Annotated in this window: 12 protein-coding genes and 2 pseudogenes; 8 read left to right on the top strand and 6 right to left on the bottom strand. The window is 59.1% G+C overall.

Annotated features, from left to right (window positions below; all coding sequences use genetic code 11):
- Window positions 1–716: 716 nt before the first annotated feature.
- Window positions 717–1,043, top strand: coding sequence for an META domain-containing protein (locus EZV60_RS18665; protein ID WP_135507531.1), 327 nt, complete (start codon window positions 717–719; stop codon window positions 1,041–1,043).
- 58 nt (window positions 1,044–1,101) lie between these two features.
- Here the strand turns inward: EZV60_RS18665 and EZV60_RS18660 are convergent, their stop codons facing one another.
- Window positions 1,102–2,778, bottom strand: coding sequence for an alpha/beta hydrolase (locus tag EZV60_RS18660; protein ID WP_135507529.1), 1,677 nt, complete (start codon window positions 2,776–2,778; stop codon window positions 1,102–1,104).
- Window positions 2,779–3,118: 340 nt separating this feature from the next.
- Between EZV60_RS18660 and EZV60_RS18655 the strand changes: the two genes are divergently transcribed.
- Window positions 3,119–4,063: an alpha/beta hydrolase gene (locus EZV60_RS18655; RefSeq protein WP_245306365.1), complete on the top strand. Its 945-nt coding sequence runs from the start codon at window positions 3,119–3,121 to the stop codon at window positions 4,061–4,063.
- A 497-nt stretch (window positions 4,064–4,560) separates the two neighbouring features.
- On the opposite strand, the pseudogene EZV60_RS18650 reads toward EZV60_RS18655, so the two are convergent.
- Window positions 4,561–5,579: pseudogene (locus tag EZV60_RS18650) on the bottom strand (IS110 family RNA-guided transposase).
- A 559-nt stretch (window positions 5,580–6,138) separates the two neighbouring features.
- Here EZV60_RS18650 and EZV60_RS18645 point away from each other — a divergent pair.
- On the top strand, window positions 6,139–6,615 hold the full coding sequence (locus tag EZV60_RS18645; RefSeq protein ID WP_135507525.1) for a hypothetical protein: 477 nt from the start codon (window positions 6,139–6,141) through the stop codon (window positions 6,613–6,615).
- A 161-nt stretch (window positions 6,616–6,776) separates the two neighbouring features.
- Here EZV60_RS18645 and EZV60_RS18640 read toward each other — a convergent pair whose 3' ends face one another.
- The 3 genes and pseudogenes from EZV60_RS18640 to EZV60_RS18630 form a co-directional block, all read right to left on the bottom strand.
- The gene (locus EZV60_RS18640) at window positions 6,777–7,910 is read right to left on the bottom strand and encodes an alpha/beta hydrolase (RefSeq protein ID WP_135507523.1); all 1,134 of its coding nucleotides are present in this window, start codon (window positions 7,908–7,910) and stop codon (window positions 6,777–6,779) included.
- Between the two features lie 72 nt (window positions 7,911–7,982).
- Window positions 7,983–8,144, bottom strand: a pseudogene (locus tag EZV60_RS18635) (IS3 family transposase); the annotation flags it as partial.
- Window positions 8,145–8,228: 84 nt separating this feature from the next.
- The gene (locus tag EZV60_RS18630) at window positions 8,229–9,248 is read right to left on the bottom strand and encodes an AraC family transcriptional regulator (protein WP_245306364.1); all 1,020 of its coding nucleotides are present in this window, start codon (window positions 9,246–9,248) and stop codon (window positions 8,229–8,231) included.
- A 193-nt stretch (window positions 9,249–9,441) separates the two neighbouring features.
- Here EZV60_RS18630 and bla point away from each other — a divergent pair, with 193 nt between their 5' ends.
- From bla to EZV60_RS18615, 3 genes are all read left to right on the top strand, one after another.
- Complete coding sequence (bla, locus tag EZV60_RS18625; RefSeq protein WP_245306363.1) at window positions 9,442–10,458, top strand: class A beta-lactamase; 1,017 nt, start codon at window positions 9,442–9,444, stop codon at window positions 10,456–10,458.
- A 116-nt stretch (window positions 10,459–10,574) separates the two neighbouring features.
- Window positions 10,575–12,062 carry a serine hydrolase domain-containing protein gene (locus EZV60_RS18620; RefSeq protein ID WP_210115131.1) on the top strand — a complete coding sequence of 496 codons (1,488 nt, stop codon included), beginning with the start codon at window positions 10,575–10,577 and terminating at the stop codon, window positions 12,060–12,062.
- 100 nt (window positions 12,063–12,162) lie between these two features.
- Complete coding sequence (locus EZV60_RS18615) at window positions 12,163–13,926, top strand: amidohydrolase family protein (protein ID WP_210115130.1); 1,764 nt, start codon at window positions 12,163–12,165, stop codon at window positions 13,924–13,926.
- Window positions 13,927–14,140: 214 nt separating this feature from the next.
- On the opposite strand, the gene EZV60_RS18610 is transcribed toward EZV60_RS18615, so the two are convergent.
- On the bottom strand, window positions 14,141–14,410 hold the full coding sequence (locus EZV60_RS18610; RefSeq protein ID WP_135507521.1) for a hypothetical protein: 270 nt from the start codon (window positions 14,408–14,410) through the stop codon (window positions 14,141–14,143).
- Window positions 14,411–14,466: 56 nt separating this feature from the next.
- Between EZV60_RS18610 and EZV60_RS18605 the strand changes: the two genes are divergently transcribed.
- On the top strand, window positions 14,467–15,735 hold the full coding sequence (locus EZV60_RS18605; protein WP_135507519.1) for an MFS transporter: 1,269 nt from the start codon (window positions 14,467–14,469) through the stop codon (window positions 15,733–15,735).
- A gap of 81 nt (window positions 15,736–15,816) precedes the next feature.
- Window positions 15,817–16,524, top strand: coding sequence for an IS6 family transposase (locus EZV60_RS18600; protein WP_135507517.1), 708 nt, complete (start codon window positions 15,817–15,819; stop codon window positions 16,522–16,524).
- The last annotated feature ends 421 nt before the right edge of the window (window positions 16,525–16,945 follow it).

Below are 16,945 nucleotides of genomic sequence, written 5' to 3'. Positions count from 1 at the left end.
GTGCTTAATCCCCGCAACCTTGGTTTGTGCCATGTCGGTCTCCCGGTTTTTGGGCCGACCCAACGCCGGCCCTGCTACCGAGAGCAGCCCGAACCAAGTATCGGGCGCAGGCATAGGAGCGCTCGAAAAGTCGCGGCAGTCCAGCCATGAATTGGGACGAAGGTGAGAAAATACCCAAACCGGACACTCGTGCACAGCGCAGCGAACGACTTGAAGGAGCCCAAACTGCATGATGCTGCGGCCTCAACCAATGTCTGCAAAGCCGACCAAAGCTGATGGGGTGGATGGCTCCCGCTCTACCGGCGTCGCAATGCGCCATAATGCAGGTGCTATCATCTGCGAGAGAGGAGCCATGCAGCAGAAACTTCTTGCACAATCAGCGGCAACCACAGAAGGGCCAGCGGTCACGTGCACCGCATCAACAGGCCGGACACATGCCAGCATCTGACCAAGCCCATTCTGCTTCAAAAAAACTCTTGCTATGCGGGCGCCATCCACACACGCCATTCAGATGGCTTGGTGAGTTTGCCCCGTGATAGATGGTGATGATTTTGACGGAGTTTCAAGAACTTGCGGAGCGTCGTGTGCAAAATATGTTCATGTTTCGATCGCGTGATTTCGCGTCCCGTCGCGCTCTTTAGCAATCAACCTTCGTATGCGAGTTCCTTGACGATCATATGGTCAACAGGCCCGTGAATTGATCTCGCCTTAGCGGTGTGGCTTGGGCCGTGACGGAGGGCTTCGGCGAAGCCTTTCCCAATGATGATCCGGCTACGCTCGTGATCGACGACGCGATGAATGTCTCAGCCTTTGGAGGGTGCAATCGGTTCCGGGGACAGTTGCAGCCATCCGGCCTAGGGCTTGCCTTTCCAGAGAACATGGCCGGAACCATGATGGCCTGCCCCGATGAGATCGAGGCGCAGGAGCGGCGTTTCCTCGAAGCGCTCGCGCAGGTTTCGGATTACGTGCGCTATGGTGCGGGTCTTGTGATAGAGGATTTCGACGGGCGTGTCGTCTTGCATTTTTTCGAGACCCCCGAGTGACAGGGTGGCCGTCTCGAAGCATCGCGTGAGTCGGCTTCCTGCGCCATGACTCTTCCGATCACCGCTGACCGTTGGCGCAACCGAGCTGGTAGCCGACGTTGCAATGCGCCTTGAGCCGCTGCGTATCTTCGGGGGTCCAATCCGAGGGCGCCGTGACCTGAACCCAAGGCCCTATATAGTCCTGCGCGAAGTAGGCATGGCCGTGGCCAGGCGGCGCGCCGAAGGAAAGGGCCATGTCGAGCGCCAGCTGGAACTGCGTCACGACGGGCATGAAGATGAAGTGCTCCGTCATGTCCTCGGCCGGCGGATCCCGCATCCACGGCGGCGCCCGCCAGAGCGACCGTGGGTCATAGAAGACGACCGGGTCGCTGGAATATTGCAGGAAGACGATGCGCATGTTTCCCCAGTCCGCCGCGGCCTCGGACGCATCCGCCGTGTGGGATGCATAGCGGACCAGCGACCCGCCCCCGATCTCGGGCATGATCCAGGGTGTGCCCGGATTGCGCTGGTTCTGCACATGGTTCCAGAAGGCAGAGGGAAAGGGCGGCCCGACCCAGAACGCGCCGTCGATGGGATCGTCGAGCAGTCGGAACATGTTCGTGGCATGCATCGACGACCATGCGCCAAGGCTCAACCCGTGAACGAATAGACGGGGCCGCGCATCGACGGGCAACGTCTTCCAGTACATATGCACCACGTCCTGAAGCGCGGTCGCCTGTTCCAGGCCCGTGCGTGTCTCTAGGATTAGCGCAAGCGGTGATTGCAGGTAGGAATACTGCGCGGCGACCGTGGCGATGTTCCCGCCATGCATGTATTCGACCGGATCGTGGGATCCCGGGTCCATCCAGCCGGTGCCGGTGGGGCTTGCCACGACCAGAACGTCGCGCTCGAACGCGCCTTGCCGGATCAGTTCGGCAAGCGCCAATTCGGCCCGAGCCTCGGGCGTCTCGCCATTGGCGCGCCCGACATAGACGCGTATCGGATTAAGCGCGGGCCGACCGGTGAAGGCCGAGATATCCTCGGATGTTGGGCCGGAGGTGATGAAGTCCCGCCCGGGCTTGCCCATGGATGCCCAATCGATCAGGGACTCTGCGCTGCCGGTCATGCGTGGGTCGCCGGGAGGCGACGGGGCGGTCTCAAAGAGCTCCTGGGCGGCTTCGTAGCTTTCGTCGAGGCCCGTCACGACCCCATCGACGATGCCATCACGCGTGACCACGAACAGGATGAGCACGACCGCGATGAACCCCAGCACATTAGCGCGCCGCGGCGGCATGACGCGATAGAACCTTGACCGGATCAGGCGGAACAGCGCGGCGACAACGCGTCCAAGCGCGAAAGCGACGGCAAAGGTCGCAAAGGCGATCAGCAGGATCGTGGCGAGTTGAAGCGCATCCGCTTCTTCCATGCCCATCTTCCCGCGGATGTCGTTCTGCCACCGCAGGCTGGACCCAAGGACCCAGAGAAAGAACGCCAAGAGCGGTAGCGCGATCACCGTTGTTAGGACGTTTGCGGGCCGCCCGGACAACTGCGGAAGATCGGCCGCCCGCCAGAGCAGCGCAACGATCTGGCCGATCAGATAGCCGATCGCCATAACAAGCCCGCCGAGGAGTCCTTGCACAGCCGGTCCGCGCGGGATGAGCGACGGGGTCAGCGAGGCCGCAAAGAAGAGCAGCCCGAGAAGCAAGCACGGCACCGAGACCTTGCCGATGATCCTGGCTATTTGCCCGTTGTTCATTTTGCCTCTTTGACCCTGGGTTCGACGTCTCGGTTCCGACCTTGTCACGAGGTCGCCCGACGCGCAAAAGACTTGCGAAGCGACGCGATCATTTATTTTCCCACTGCTGCATTCGAGAATGCCAGTGTGGTACACCGCCTGTGCGACGGCCTGTACCTTCATGGTGAAAGGGCATGGTGCAAACGCCAAGGTCCTTTTTCGGCAAGCGCGGCTGAGGTACATATCGGGGATGAAAATGTGCGCACCATCCTTCCCCCGCTTGATGGGCGTCATGCTCTGCCTCGGCGCCTTGTCATGCGCCTTCCCCGTGCCGTCGACGGCCCAGACGGAGATCCAGGCCTTGGAATTCCCCTATCTCACGCTTCGCAACAGGACAGGATCGGATGATCCAGCTGATTTTTACGCGGGAGAACGCAGCGATCTGAAAGCGGGTGCATGCCGCGTCGAAGAGCTTGGCCTTGGCGTTCTGGCGCCCCTTGCCGACATGGCTCCGAATTTCTTGCGCGAGGAGCTCCTCCGCGTTCAGACGGTGGAGGAAGCGGACCCGGGCGCCATCCTGGATCGGCTAGAAGGAACGGCCGGCGCACGTGGTCCGGCGCTCTATGTCCACGGATACTATATCAGCTTCGAGAAAGGCTGCCGCCGCGCTGCGTTGCTGCAGCAGAACGCCGACCTTGTGGGGCGGTTCCTGTGGTTCAGCTGGCCCTCGGACGGTGCTGCGGCCTACTACACCCATGACGAAGCCGACCTTTACTGGAGCCTGCCGGACATTGCGGACGCGATCATAGAGTTGGAGCGGCGCTTCGGCGCCGGAAACGTGGATGTCATCGGGCACAGCCTTGGTGCTCGGGGTGTCGTTCTGGCGCTGGCCGAAGTTGCCAATCGGCATCCTGACATCCGGCTCGGACATGTTGTGCTGCTGGCGCCGGATATGGATTTCGGGATCTTCGAACGAATTTTACCCCGGGTGCGTCCCATCGCGGAGAGCATGACAGTCTATGCGACGAGCGGGGACAGACCGCTGGCGCTCTCCGCGCAATTGCATGGCTACCCGCGGCTTGGGGAGACGGGAAACGATGTTTCCCGACTTGCAGGCGTCGAGATGATCGACCTCAGCGACCTTCCCAGCGAGGGTCCAACAGGTCATCTCTATCACATCTACAGCCGAGCCGTGGGTGAGGATCTGCGCCGCCTATTGCATGCAGGAGAACGCGCCGACGCGCGGCAAGGCCTCGTCGCGCAGGGTGAAAACCTTTGGCGCCTTCGACCTGCGACGAATGAATAGCCGCGCAGGAGGTCAGTGTATGACGTATTTGATAATCGACAGCAGCATGTCGATCCCGCCCGCGAAAGCAGCCCCGAGGATCGCCGGGAATACACTGTGGTCCAGAACCCAACCCGCTCTGGCACCGGGGACTGGCAGCAAGATCAAGCACAAGATCTGAGACAGCACCATTGCCGCTTCGGCTCCTGTCTGATCCTGCCATGCGGCCAGAAAAAGGGCAGAAGGCAACCGAGGAAATCGAGGCTCTGGTTCATATGTGGACGCCGCCTATGGCAAGGGTTGATTTTGTCGGTTGCGGTGATCGGTTGCTTTCATATGTCCGGCCGGTTTGTGCGACTGTCATCTGCCGCTGGCCCTGATGGAAATCCACCGGTGAGGTCCCTGATCAACCTGGCGCGCTTTGGAGGCGCGTTGAATCAGACGGGTTTGCTTCACCATTGGCTCAATCGTTACGCATCATCGACTGCCATTGCCAATTCGTTTTTGGCCTGGTGCCGTCAGGCGGGCCGCCCGTAGGGCCGGTAGGTCTCGCCACGGGTAAGCAGCGCCCATGCTATTCGGGCGAGTTTGTTCGCGAGCGCGACAGAGACGAGCCGGAAGGGCTTTTTTTCCAGCAATCCGTTTACCCAGTCCGTCATCGGCGTCGGGTTTCGCTTGGCGTGCCTCATGACTGCCGTGGCCCCGACGACCAGCAATCGCCTGAGATAGCGGTCGCCCTGTTTCGAGATGCCGCCAAGCCGGGTTTTTCCACCTGTCGAGTGCTGCTGCGGCGTGAGCCCAAGCCAGGCAGCGAACTGTCTACCGGAACGGAATTGATCCGGGTCTGTAACGGTCGCAGCGAGGGCGGTCGCGGTGATCACCCCAATACCAGGAATGGCCGCGAGCCTGCGGCTTGCCTCGTTCCCGGCATGCCAGGCCTTCAGGTCCTGATCCAGTGCGCCGATCTCTTCGGTTAGTTCAGCGATCCGGCGGATCAGGATCTCAAGCGCCCGGTGGGCATAGGCTGGCAGGGCTTCATCGGCGAACGCCTTGTCCGCCAGCTTCACCAGATTGGCGATGCCCGGGTTTGCGACCTGGCCATACTCGGCCAGGTGCGCGCGAAGCGCATTCGCGGCCATGGTTCGTTGGCGAACAAGAAGCGATCGGGTCCGGTGCGCCATCAGGATGCTCTGCTGTTCCACCGTCTTCACAGGAACGAACCGCATCGTCGGACGCCCAACGGCCTCGCAGATTGCCTCGGCATCCAGAGCGTCGCTCTTTCCGCGTTTTACGTATCCCTTGACGTAGGACGGCGGCATGATCCGCACGTCATGGCCCATGGCGATCAACGTCCTTGCCCAATGATGCGCCGTGGCACAAGCTTCCACACCGATCAGGCAGGGCGGCAGCTTCGAGAAGAACGGCGCATGTGTTTGCGATGCAGTTTCTTCACCAGAAAGGTCGTACCGGCCTCATCCACGCCATGGGCCTGAAAGACACTCTTCGCCAAGTCCAATCCAATTGTCGCAATGTTCATCGGAACGCTCCTTTCTTGCTTTTGCTTCGTTCTAAGCACCATATTTGGCGCTTCGCTGGCAGCGGCGTCCACATCATCAACAACGGGTCCTGCATTCGTCCGAGGCCAGAGCGACTCAACCGTGTATGGTGTCCCGTTCGGTGCGGAACATGTGTGACGGGCGGTGTCATGAACCCGCGCGACCCGAGGCGCCCCACGAGTTCTTCGCCAAGATGATCTATTGGCTTCTTCCACACTGTGGATTGAAGTGTGAAGGCACCCGGAGCCGAACGGTACCCGACCACGATGCCAAATGCCCCTGGCGGATTTCGCCAGCGTAGGAATTGGATCTTGTTTCCCGGCTGCAGCGCGTCAAAATTCTGCCTACTATTGTCTGTTAGCCGCTGTTAGTCGTGGCTTGGATCTATACATTCTTTGCCGTTCCAAACGCATTCGGGGGGCGTGTTGTGAACATAACCGTACTACAACGACGTCATAAGCTGCTGCGAATCAGCAGCTCTTGATGTCGGGCGACGCAAAAGCGGCGGTGAAACGGGTTTAACTTCAGGAGGATCCAGTCATGACACAATCGAAAGCTTTGGTCCTCTGTCTGGCGGTTTTACCGATGCTTGCCACGACTGCGTGCAACGCGCAAAACCAGTCGGATCAAGCCCAGAGCGAGCGCGAAATGTCTTCCTCGACGCCAACCGATGATTGCCCTGTGATCGAAAGCAGCAACTGGGTCGTAAAACTCACCCCGGCTCCGCATGATGGAGCATCCCCCCTCCTTTTCGTGAGCGGCGATCTCACGCTGCCCACACCAGGATATACTGTCGGCCTGAAAATCGGAAAGGCAGATCGTTCTGCAGTGCCAAAGGTCTTCGCGGTGATTACCACGACACCGCCGGACGGAATGGTTGCCCAGATGCTGGATAGTCAGACGGTTTCTGTGACAGCAGATGCACCAGCCTCCCGGCTGCGCTCCGTCATCGTGATCTGTGGCAATACGCGCTTGTTCGAAATCAGCGATGCCATGATGGTGAAAGCTGGCGATTGAAACCGCTCTATTGTCTTGGTTGCATGATCCATGATGATGTCCGATGGTTTGACCGGCAAGGCGTCAAACGCCTTCGCTGGCGGGTCCTTCAACGCAACCATTGCGTTTACGTTTAAGATTTGACTCAGAGTTCGCTCGTTGATGCTCAGACGTTGCAGCGGTCACCGGTCCAGCGTCGCTACGGTGACTGTAATTGGCAGCATCAGCACCGACGAGAGGAGTGGATCCGAACCGTTCCTCGCGCTCACTCCATCGACGCTTAGTCTCTTGCCAATCAACTGCACTATCTCGGGCGAGTCTGCGAATTTTGAGTGGTTTGAACCATTCACGTCGATCTCAGACAGATCTAAGACTGTCACGCCAAGTCGTGCCAGATCTTGAACGTCCTCATTGCCGACCCGCGGCACTCCTCGCGCAAGAAGCCGGGAAAAACTCAAAGCCCGGTCGTCGCGCGAGATAAGAATGTAAAATTGCCGTTCATTGTCGGCAAACGGTGCCAGCTGCTGCCGGAACAGATCGGCGTCAATGTCGGGTGCCGCCAAAATGACATGGCGAAGCCGACCTGTCCGGTTCAAGGTGCCGTTAAGTTTTGCCTGTCGCATTGCTTCGACCGTCAGCAGATTGCCCATGGAATGCGATAGGACATCAACGGCCTTTGCGTTGGTTTTCGAGATGAGATTAGCACCGAGCAACAGGTCGTCCCGCGCGACCAGGACGCTGTTCATGTCATAAACGTAGTCCAAAAAACGGCCACCGGAGGCCCAGCTGAACAAAACTGGAACGCCCTCATAGCCGGAATCCTCAACGAATTGACCCATCCGAAGAACTGCTTCTGACAAGGTTGTGTTGTAGCCATGCACAAAAACCAAAACGTTCCGTTTATCGACAGAGCGCCGGTTCAATTCTGCCTGCAAGGCGGAGACGAAATCGCCTTCGGACGCAAAGATTGCTGGATCGGTTGCGGTGAAATGCTCCGCTGGACGGGGGATGCCGGACCGGGGGCTCTCTATCTTGCCGGGTGTGTGGTTCGGGGGCACACTGATCGTCAGTTTCGCCAACCCAATTTCGGACGATCGTTTTCCCGAGAACAAAATGGTTGGATCACTGTCAGGAGCACGTGAGGTCAGGATGAAGATCTCGTGTTTTCTGAGATTTTCGGCAGCATCACCATTCTGAGGTTCGGCTGCCAGGCCGATCATCCCGCGTTCCGCCGGACCGCAGCCCACAATTGCAAGACTTGTGACAAACAATAGAACACAGGCCTTGAACTTCACCTCATCTATGCCAAAAAACATCGGAATACTTCTCCCCAGTTTACAGGTTGAGCGTAAACACGCGACGTGACCTGCCCCCGCGAGATCCCTCCGTCATAATGAGAGTCTGCAGGTTGGATCTGGGTATTCGGGTTGCCTGTCTTGCGCAAGCGCGCCGAGCGCGGAGCCCTCAAATTGCTCAAGCGTCCGGCACACTTGCAGCGGTGTCTGGTTGCCCAGCGATGATTGCGGTCTGACCGTGTTGTAGTCATAGCGTCAGAAACGGCTATTCCGCATTCGTCTACTCCTTCAGGTTCGGCGCAGACACTACATCACCTTGAGGGATTTCGCGGGGGCAGGTCAAATCTGTACGCCCTTCGATTCTGCCCTGAATTGTGTCGGCGTCCTACCGGTCCATCGCCTGAATGCACGGTCAAAGGCGGCTGGGCCTGAGAGACCTACCTGAAGGGCAATTTGCGCAATGGACAGGGTCGTGTTTGACAAGAGGTCTTCGGCGATGCTCTTGCGGACGTCGTCCTTCATATGACTGTAGGAGGTGCCCTTTACCCACAGTGTGCGCTGGATGCGGCGTGGATGCACGCGGCAGATTGAGGCAAAGTCGTTCAGTGTCAGATCCTGATAAGCGATGTTGCCCCTCAGCATGCCGCGAAGATAGGAAAGGGTCGCTTCGCTGGTGCCATCTGTGTCAAACTCCCCTCGTGACGCCTTCACTGAGTCCCAGTCCAACGAGAATGGTGCCCAAAGCCAGTGCGGCGGAAATGAAATCCGCAAGCCGTCGATCTGGGATGTGATGAGCGCCTGTTTCGGAAGAAAACCCGGCAGAAGCCCGTGGGTGGTCGGCACAGTGATAAGAATCTCTTTTGGGTTGAACGTCTCTCCGATCCCTTTCTTTATTAAAGTCACAAAAAGCGTGACGCCGATTGCATCCAACTGTTTCGACGGCTTAGTAACCCTGACGGTGCGGTGAATGTCGAAGTTTACATTGCCGGGTGTGATGGAAAGGGAGTACCGCACGTTATCGACCTGCTTTGAGACTTCTACCACCACCCGGGACAGAAAATCTCCCAAGTTGAGAGCATGGGTCGCCGAATCCCGGAACGCCGGTGTTCCTTTCCTCGCTGTTTCCATTGCCACCTTTGCGCCAAAATACGGATCGTCAAGAGTTTCCGCCATATCCTCCATGGCGGAATAACAGGCGGACGCGTCAACCAGCATCGCAGGGTCGGTCAGCGCGGCGACGGGAATACCGTTTCGGATAAGAAGCGCTTCAATGTCGCCGCCACGCGAGGTGAAGGCCTTTGCGAGCTGGGACAAAATCAACATACCGCGCGTGAATCTCGGGGCAGATTTTCTGCTCATTCGTGCTGCTCCCTCAACGCCATCAGGTTAACTTTCTAGGACATTTTTATGACACAGTTGGCATGAGCCGCAAACAGGGTGCGCCCCTGGCGTGTTAATAAATAAACCGTAAACGATGAGACTGTGGCGACTGCCAAGCCGCGCTGGCGAACTCGGAAAGCGTTGGAGCCTGGAAATTTGGGGGGAAAGCACCGTGAAGGCCAAAAAATTCCTTTTGACAGCAATACTTATTACCGGGCTGATGACTTTTTCGGCGGCGACCTTCGGCCCGGCATACGCCCAGACAGGGGAAGGACAGTCCGTTGGAGCCGCGATCGAGCGGGTCGCCACGAAGCTTGCCGGGCGCATCGGCTTCGCGGCGCAGGAAATCGGTGGCGACGAGGTAATCGCGTTCAATGGCGATGAAACCTTCGTCATGGCCAGCACCTACAAGGTTGCGATTGCCGCTGCTGTCTTGGATCGCGTCGACAAAGGCGAACTCAGCCTCGACCAGATGGTCGATGTCACACTCGACATGATGATGATCGGGGACGCTGCGCTGAACGGCACATTCGTTCACCCTGGGCTCCAGTTGTCGATCGCGAACGTGATCGAGGTGATGATCACGGAGAGCGATAACACGGCGACCGACATCTCGATGGGACTGGCTGGAGGACCCGCGGCGGTGACCCAATATCTGCGCAGGATCGGGATCAGCGATATCAGAGTCGATCGGCCCACCGGCGAGATCATCGGGGAGTTCTATGGTTTGCCGGGACCGGCCACGCATAAACTCGCCACAGAGGTCTTCAAGGCCCGGCCGGAACTCTTGAAGATCCAGGCTGACCGGAATCTCGACTTCGAGGCGGATCCCCGCGACCAGGCAACGCCGCTTGCGATGCTGCAACTCCTGCTTGCCATCGACGGTGGCACGGCGACAAGCGCCGAGAGCCGCAACTTCCTGATTGACGTCATGTCGCGCACGCGCACCGGCGCTGGCCGGCTCAAGGGACTGCTGCCCAGGGGAACGCCCGTGGCGCACAAGACCGGAACCATAGGGGGAGTGGCCAATGACGTCGGCTATATCACGCTCCCCGACGGTCGTCGGTTTGCAATCGCCGTGTTCACCAAGAGCAGCGTGACATCCGAGGCAGACAGGGATCGGGCAATTGCCGAAGTCGCCCGCTCGCTGTTCGACTACTTCCACGTCGGGCAGATGGCGAAGCAGTAAACGGAGAAACTTCGCCGTGGAGGCCCCGAACCGCGAATACAGAACGCTCCGGGAAGAGTCGTCTTTTTGAAGAAAAGGAAAAACCAGTGACGGACCTAATGAAAAGGAAAAATCCAATGAAGAACCTTATGAAACTGTTATTTGCCGTAACCGTTTCGTCATCACTCGCCATTCAGCCTGCGCTCGCACAGCAGGCAATGACAAAGGAAGAGGGCCAGGCGACCTTTGATGCGGTCCTCGCCGAAGCTTCTGAACTGATCAAGGAGCTGAAAATCCCGGGACTTGGTATCGGGGTCATCCATGGGCCCAACTCCTACGGCGCCGGCCTCGGTGTCACGAACGTCACCACAGGAGAGCCCGTTACCACTGATACGCAATTTCAAATCGGCTCGGTGACAAAGACCTTCCTGTCGACAACGGCCATGAAGCTGTCCGAACAGGGCAAACTGGATTTGAACGCGCGTGTCGTCGATATCCTGCCGTGGTGGAGGGTCGCCGATGCGGAAGCGACGTCGAAAGCCCGGGTCGTTGACCTGTTCCACCATCACGCTGGCTGGTATGGCGACCATGGGTTCCTTCCTGTTCCTCCGGGCGGGTCGATCAGCGAGAAGGTCATGCTCCAGGCGGCTTACGTCGAGCAGCTCTATCCGTTCGGTCAAACCTGGATGTACAACAACACCGCCATCACCTTCGCGACCCATGTGGTGTCGCATGCCGGCGGAAAGCCGATCGAGGACCTGATCGAAGAGAACCTGCTCACCCCGCTCGGCATGGAGTCGTCATCCTTTAACTACGATCCCACCCCGCCGGCCAAGGATTATGCATGGGGTCATCCGCCGATCTACGGCGAAGGCGACATCAGCGATCTCAAGCCTTACTATATTCCGATGGTCAGAGAGTCGGCAGCCTCCGGCGGAATTCGGTCTACGGTTACCGACATGCTGAAATACGCCCGCTTTCAGCTGGACGGCAAGGACGCCGCCGGGAACCAGCTGCTGTCCATGGAATCGTTGGACTATGCCCACGCTCCGGCAGTCGACGCTTCGGACGGCGACTTTACCGGACTGACATGGTTCGTCCACGACTACGACGGCGTCACCAGCCCCTATCACGGGGGGAATTGGCCCGGCACGCGGTCCTTTCTGAAGCTGATCCCGGAACACGACTTTGCCGTGGTGATCATGGTGCACAGCGATCGCGGAGTCGAAGCCTACAGCAAAATTGCGGACGACATGGTCAAAGCCTTCACGGGAATCGAGGCCGACTCTCCGGTCGCAGCGGGTGTTGATCCGGCTGTGCTCGATCCCTTCGTCGGCGTCTTCAAGGGGAATTCCCAAAACATCGAGATCCGCAAAGAGGGCGACAAATATGTGTTTGTGCAGTTCTCCGCATTGACCAGCGGATCGGATCCCGCGCCGGCCAATGTGGCCAACACGGCTGATGGCTATTTCATCATCACCGAAGGCCCGAACGAGGGCGCCCTTGGCGAATTGCTCGAAGATCCGTCTGGCGAACTCAACTACGTGCGATTCAACCACCGGATCTTCATTCGGGGCGACGGGGCGGTCGACGACTTCGACCTCTCCGGTACTGTCTTCCAATAACCAGGGCGACAAGAGCCACGGATCAGGTGGAGAGGCGATCCTGCGAGGTGCAGATCGACCTCTCCACCGAACGCGCTGCATCGACGACATGAGGCGTCCAATGCAGAAACCAAACCCAAAGAACCTGACTGCGGCGCGTGGCGTCGCCGTCGGCATCGCCCAACCGAAATGGAGAGGAGAGAACAACATGAGCGAGAACGAGATCACCCGCAGGGAGTTCAACCTTGGTGTTGCCGCGGGTGCGGCCGCCATTGGGTCCGCCGGTAGAGCCTTGGCGCAGACGAGGGAGCCATTCGACCTCGTGATCCTTGGCGGGCGGGTGATGGACCCCGAGACCGGGTTTGACCAGGTCGCAAATGTCGGCGTGCGCGCGGGTCGGATCGCCGCTATCACAGTCGAACCGCTCGAGGGCGGCCGCCAGATCGACGCCAGCGGCCATGTCGTCGCGCCCGGCTTCATCGACACGCATTTTCACTGGCCCCGGCCCATGGGCAACAAGCTTGCACTGCTCGACGGGCGAACGACGGTCATGGACCTCGAGATTGGGACGCTCGGGACGCTGGTGGATGACTGGTACGCACAGCGCCGCGGGACCAACCAGATCAACTACGGCTGCGCCAGCTGCCACGAATTCGCGCGTACCTTGGTGCTCGACGGCATCACGACGATCGATGCGCCTGAGGCCATGAACCATCGCGGCTCGGACAAGTCTGGCTGGTCCCATACCCGCCCGGACCTCGAGAAGGGCAACGAGATCCTGCGCGTGCTCGATACGGGCCTCGCCGCGGGCGCGGTCGGCATCGGCTCGACGCTCGGCTACATGCGCGACGGCGCATCGGCACGCGAGGTCTTCGAGATCCAGCGCATCGCTGCGGCTTATGGAAGACCCTGCGCCTTCCACTTCCGCTACACGCCCGGCACGGACACGAGCGAAGCGAACGGTATCCAAGAGATGCTTGCGAACGCCGCCGCGCTCGGCGCGCCCGCCATCGCCTGTCACTTTAACAACCCCGGATACAACCTCGTGCACGAGCTGCTGGTGCGGATGCGCGCGCAAGGCCACAACATGTGGGGCGAGCTCTACCCCTACGCGGCGGGCTCGACGGCGCTGAACGCCGTCTTCCTCGAACCGGAGATCTGGGTAGATCAGCTCGGCTACAAGTACGAGGAGACCATCCAGGATGCGCTGACCGGGGAATGGTACACGCAGGAGAGCCGCGCGGAGATGATGGCGCGCGAGCCGGCGCGGCTGGTGCTGGCCTACAAGATGCCTGAGAGCGCCATCCTCGACTGGCTGCGGCTGCCTGACGTGGCGATCGCGTCAGACGGGATGCCGATCCTCGACGACAGCATCACATGGGATACGCCCTTCGAGGATCTGCCCAACAGTCACCCACGCGGGGCCGGCAGCTGCGCGCGGACGTTGCGCATGGGGCGCGAGAACGGCATCCCCCTGATGCAGAGCGTCGCCCAGCTCAGCTGGAACTCGGCGCGCCCGCTCGGTCTTACGGGGCTGAAAGCGATGCAGGAGCGCGGGCGGATGCAGGAGGGCATGATCGCCGACATCACGATTTTCGACCCGGAGACAGTGACCGACAACTCCACCTACGCGCAGGGCAATCTGCCGTCCTCCGGCATTCCCTTCGTGATCGTCAACGGCGTGGTGGTGGTCGATGGCGGCGAGGTGCTGCGCGGCGTGAACCCAGGCCAGCCGATCCGCAACGAGCCGCAGGAAAGCTTGTTCGAACCACTGGACGTCCATGCATGGACACAGGCCTTCTACACCGTTCCGCAGGATTTCGGTGGCGGCTTACCGCACTCGCAACCGGCCTACGACCCCCGCGTGATCCCGTGCTGCGAGTGACGCTGCATAGGGCGAATTGCTCGAAGATCCGTCTGGCGAACTCAACTACGTGCGATTCAACCACCGGATTTTCATTCGGTCCGACGGGGCGGTCGACGAATTCGACCTCTCCGGGTCTGTGTTCGACAAACCGGCTGAGTAAGAGCCACGAATTCGGTGGAGGGTCGATCCCGCACAGCGCAGATCGAACTCTCCACCGAACGCGCTGGCATTGTCAGAGAAAAATCCTGTGATAGGATTTTGGATGCGGATCTCGGCTGGCTTCATTGGGCGCTACTTGGTGATAGCCAAGTATATAAGACGTTTGTGCCAGAGCGTTAAAGCTCAGGCGGGGGATAGAACAAACTAGGAAAGTTAATCTGACAATACCGACGCGGGTCATGTAGGAGGACAAGATCCTCTCGCGTTCGGCGATCGTGGTGAACTCGCCCGACTCAAGCATGCGCTTCCAGCGGAACGCGCGGGCTAGCTTCTTCAGCAACATGCTGTCGGTCCGACGCGCGCTGCTTTGTCCAGTGAACGAAGGTTTAGGAACGCTCGATGAGAGTATTAAACAAACAACTGCTAACCCTTCGCGCGCTTTTGGCCGCAATGGCCTCGATCCAGTTGGTCACGGCTGCGTCCGGAACGCTCGTCGCCCTCGACTTCGCCGAGTCCGGCGCCTCTCAGGAAGCCGCGGCGCTCGCGCCGGCATTCTACTCGCTCGGCTTCCTGGTCGGTTGTTTTCGTACGTCCCGCTGGATAACACGGATCGGCCACATCCGATCGTTCGCTGCCGGCGCGGCGATCTGCATAGCGTCGACATTGATCTTCGCCTTGACCGAATTCGTTCCGGTTCTGCTTGGCGTGCGATTCACCACTGGCCTTGCGACGGCTGCGCTTTTCGCCATCGGAGACGCCTGGGTCAGCCAATCGGCGGATGGAAACAGCCGAGGGCGCTTGCTGGCTATCTATGCAATCCTGCTCGGCGCCATTTCCGTCGGCAGCCAGATCATGATCCCTGTGCTTCCCGAAGATATCAATGTCGCGTTTGTGGTGGTTTCGTTACTGTACTGCCTTGCGATCGTCATTCTGACAGCCGCCCGGACTGATCCGCCATCGGCGCACGCTGATGCCTCGGTTCGTCTCAAGGCGGTGTTCCGGGATTCCCCGACCGCCTGGCTCGGTTCGTTCACGGTCGGCATGGTCGCAACCACTCTTCTCAATGTTGGTCCCTATCGAGCGGCCACCCAAGGTATCGACGCCGAGGAGATCGCGCTTGCCATCGGTGCTCTTTATCTGGGTCGTATCGTTTTCATGTATCCTTTGGGATGGGTGTCGGACTTCTACGATCGACGCAGGATAATCGTAGCAAACGGCTGCGTGGCATCTGCCGTGTTGCTGTACCTGTCAATCGCCGGTTCCGGGGGCGGCTCGGGTTACAGGGCCGTCTTGGGGACCAACCTGCAATTGGTTCTACTTGGCTTGCTCTTTGTCCTCGGAGGCGCCCTTCTTACGGCATACTCCTTGCTTGTCGCGCATGCGATGGATCGCACGGTTCCAGTTTACGTGGCGTCGACCACAGTCACCTTGCTGTTCGTCTGGACAATGGGCGCCGTCGCCGGGCCTCTTCTGGCGAGCCTTGTTTCGGCTGCATTCGGAGACGAAGCCGCGAGTTGGCTGCTCACTCTTCTGATGGTGAGCTACACGAGTTACGTCCTCGTCAGGCTCAAAAGAGCGCAGGCCTCAGACAGAGCCGAGAAGACCGCCTTCGTATCAACCGAGACAAACAGTCTGGAAGTCGCACCGAGCCAGAAGAAAAAAGGCTAAGACATGAGCCTGCAGGCCTCGCCTTGGAGGTGTCAGAGCGACGAGCTTGCGACGATGCTCACCGCCCCCTACCCTTCCTGAATGAGCAAGCCCAACCCGTTCCGCTACTTTCGAACCAGCCGCGAAATCATCCGCCTGGCGGTGATGATGTACGTCAGATTTCCGCTCTCACTGCGCAATGTCGAAGATCTTCTGCATGAGCGCGGTATCGACGTGAGCCACGAGTCCGTCCGCTTTTGGTGGATGCGGTTTGGCCCGCTTTTCGCCTCCGAGATCCGCAAAGCCAGAGCTCAACGGATGCGCTGCTATTCGAATTGGAAATGGCATCTCGACGAGGTCTTCGTGAAGATCAACGGAAAGACCCATTACATGTGGCGCGCCGTGGATCACGAAGGCGAGGTTCTGGAGGCCTTCGTCACCAAGCGTCGAGATCGCAAAGCAGCATTGAAATTCCTTAGAAAATTGATGAAGCGCTACGGTCGTCCAGAAAGTATCGTCACCGACCAACTGCGCTCCTACGGGGCCGCGATGAAAGAAATTGGGAACGCGGATCGGCAGCAAACAGGGCGCTGGCTAAACAACCGAATAGAAAACTCACACCTGCCATTTCGACGACGAGAACGCGCGATGTCTCGTTTCAGGCGCATGCGCAGTTTGCAGAAATTCGCCGCCGTCCACGCCTCAATCCACAATCTTTTTAATGCGGAGCGCAGCCTCTACAGCAGACAAAATTTCAAGCGAAAACGCGCCGCTGCTCTGGCTGAGTGGCGCGATCTCTGCATGGCATAAACGACAGCCTTACTGTCCAAGTAGAGACGAGTTCGAATCCGTCTGACAGCACCGCCATAATGATAGCATAAATATCTGTTTTAATTTGGAAAACGTTAAGTTTGTCGAAAATGGATACATTTGCGGATACATTTTTATTCTATGAATCGCGCCTGTGCTCTCCTACACCAGAAGAACCTCGCAAACCTGCATAGCTTAATGGTGTAACAGGTTTTACGCAGGGAATCGGGCGTGAGTGGCGGTGAAGCGGCGCTGATAGCACGAGCAGCGGCGCGTAGGGCGGGCCAAATCCCGGCTCAAGCCAAGGTTGGTCTGACAACGCTGGACTGCCCCCACGGAGTGGTCCAGGTTGATTGTTAGTGCATGACCGGCCTCTGGTCCATCTGGACAATACTTTCCGTTGCGGGAGGCCGGTATCCAA

Source organism: Roseovarius aestuariivivens (genome assembly GCF_004761875.1).
Taxonomy (GTDB): domain Bacteria; phylum Pseudomonadota; class Alphaproteobacteria; order Rhodobacterales; family Rhodobacteraceae; genus Roseovarius; species Roseovarius aestuariivivens.
This window is presented reverse-complemented; position numbering and strand designations above follow the sequence as displayed.

What these genes read in the sequence shown, in the direction of transcription:
- EZV60_RS18605 (WP_135507519.1), top strand. Translation starts at nt 14,467, where the DNA reads ATGAGAGTATTAAACAAACAACTGCTAACCCTTCGCGCGCTTTTGGCC.
- EZV60_RS18610 (WP_135507521.1), bottom strand. Translation starts at nt 14,410, where the DNA reads ATGTTGCTGAAGAAGCTAGCCCGCGCGTTCCGCTGGAAGCGCATGCTT.
- EZV60_RS18615 (WP_210115130.1), top strand. Translation starts at nt 12,163, where the DNA reads ATGCAGAAACCAAACCCAAAGAACCTGACTGCGGCGCGTGGCGTCGCC.
- EZV60_RS18620 (WP_210115131.1), top strand. Translation starts at nt 10,575, where the DNA reads ATGAAGAACCTTATGAAACTGTTATTTGCCGTAACCGTTTCGTCATCA.
- EZV60_RS18660 (WP_135507529.1), bottom strand. Translation starts at nt 2,778, where the DNA reads ATGAACAACGGGCAAATAGCCAGGATCATCGGCAAGGTCTCGGTGCCG.
- EZV60_RS18640 (WP_135507523.1), bottom strand. Translation starts at nt 7,910, where the DNA reads ATGTTTTTTGGCATAGATGAGGTGAAGTTCAAGGCCTGTGTTCTATTG.
- EZV60_RS18630 (WP_245306364.1), bottom strand. Translation starts at nt 9,248, where the DNA reads ATGAGCAGAAAATCTGCCCCGAGATTCACGCGCGGTATGTTGATTTTG.
- EZV60_RS18600 (WP_135507517.1), top strand. Translation starts at nt 15,817, where the DNA reads ATGAGCAAGCCCAACCCGTTCCGCTACTTTCGAACCAGCCGCGAAATC.
- EZV60_RS18645 (WP_135507525.1), top strand. Translation starts at nt 6,139, where the DNA reads ATGACACAATCGAAAGCTTTGGTCCTCTGTCTGGCGGTTTTACCGATG.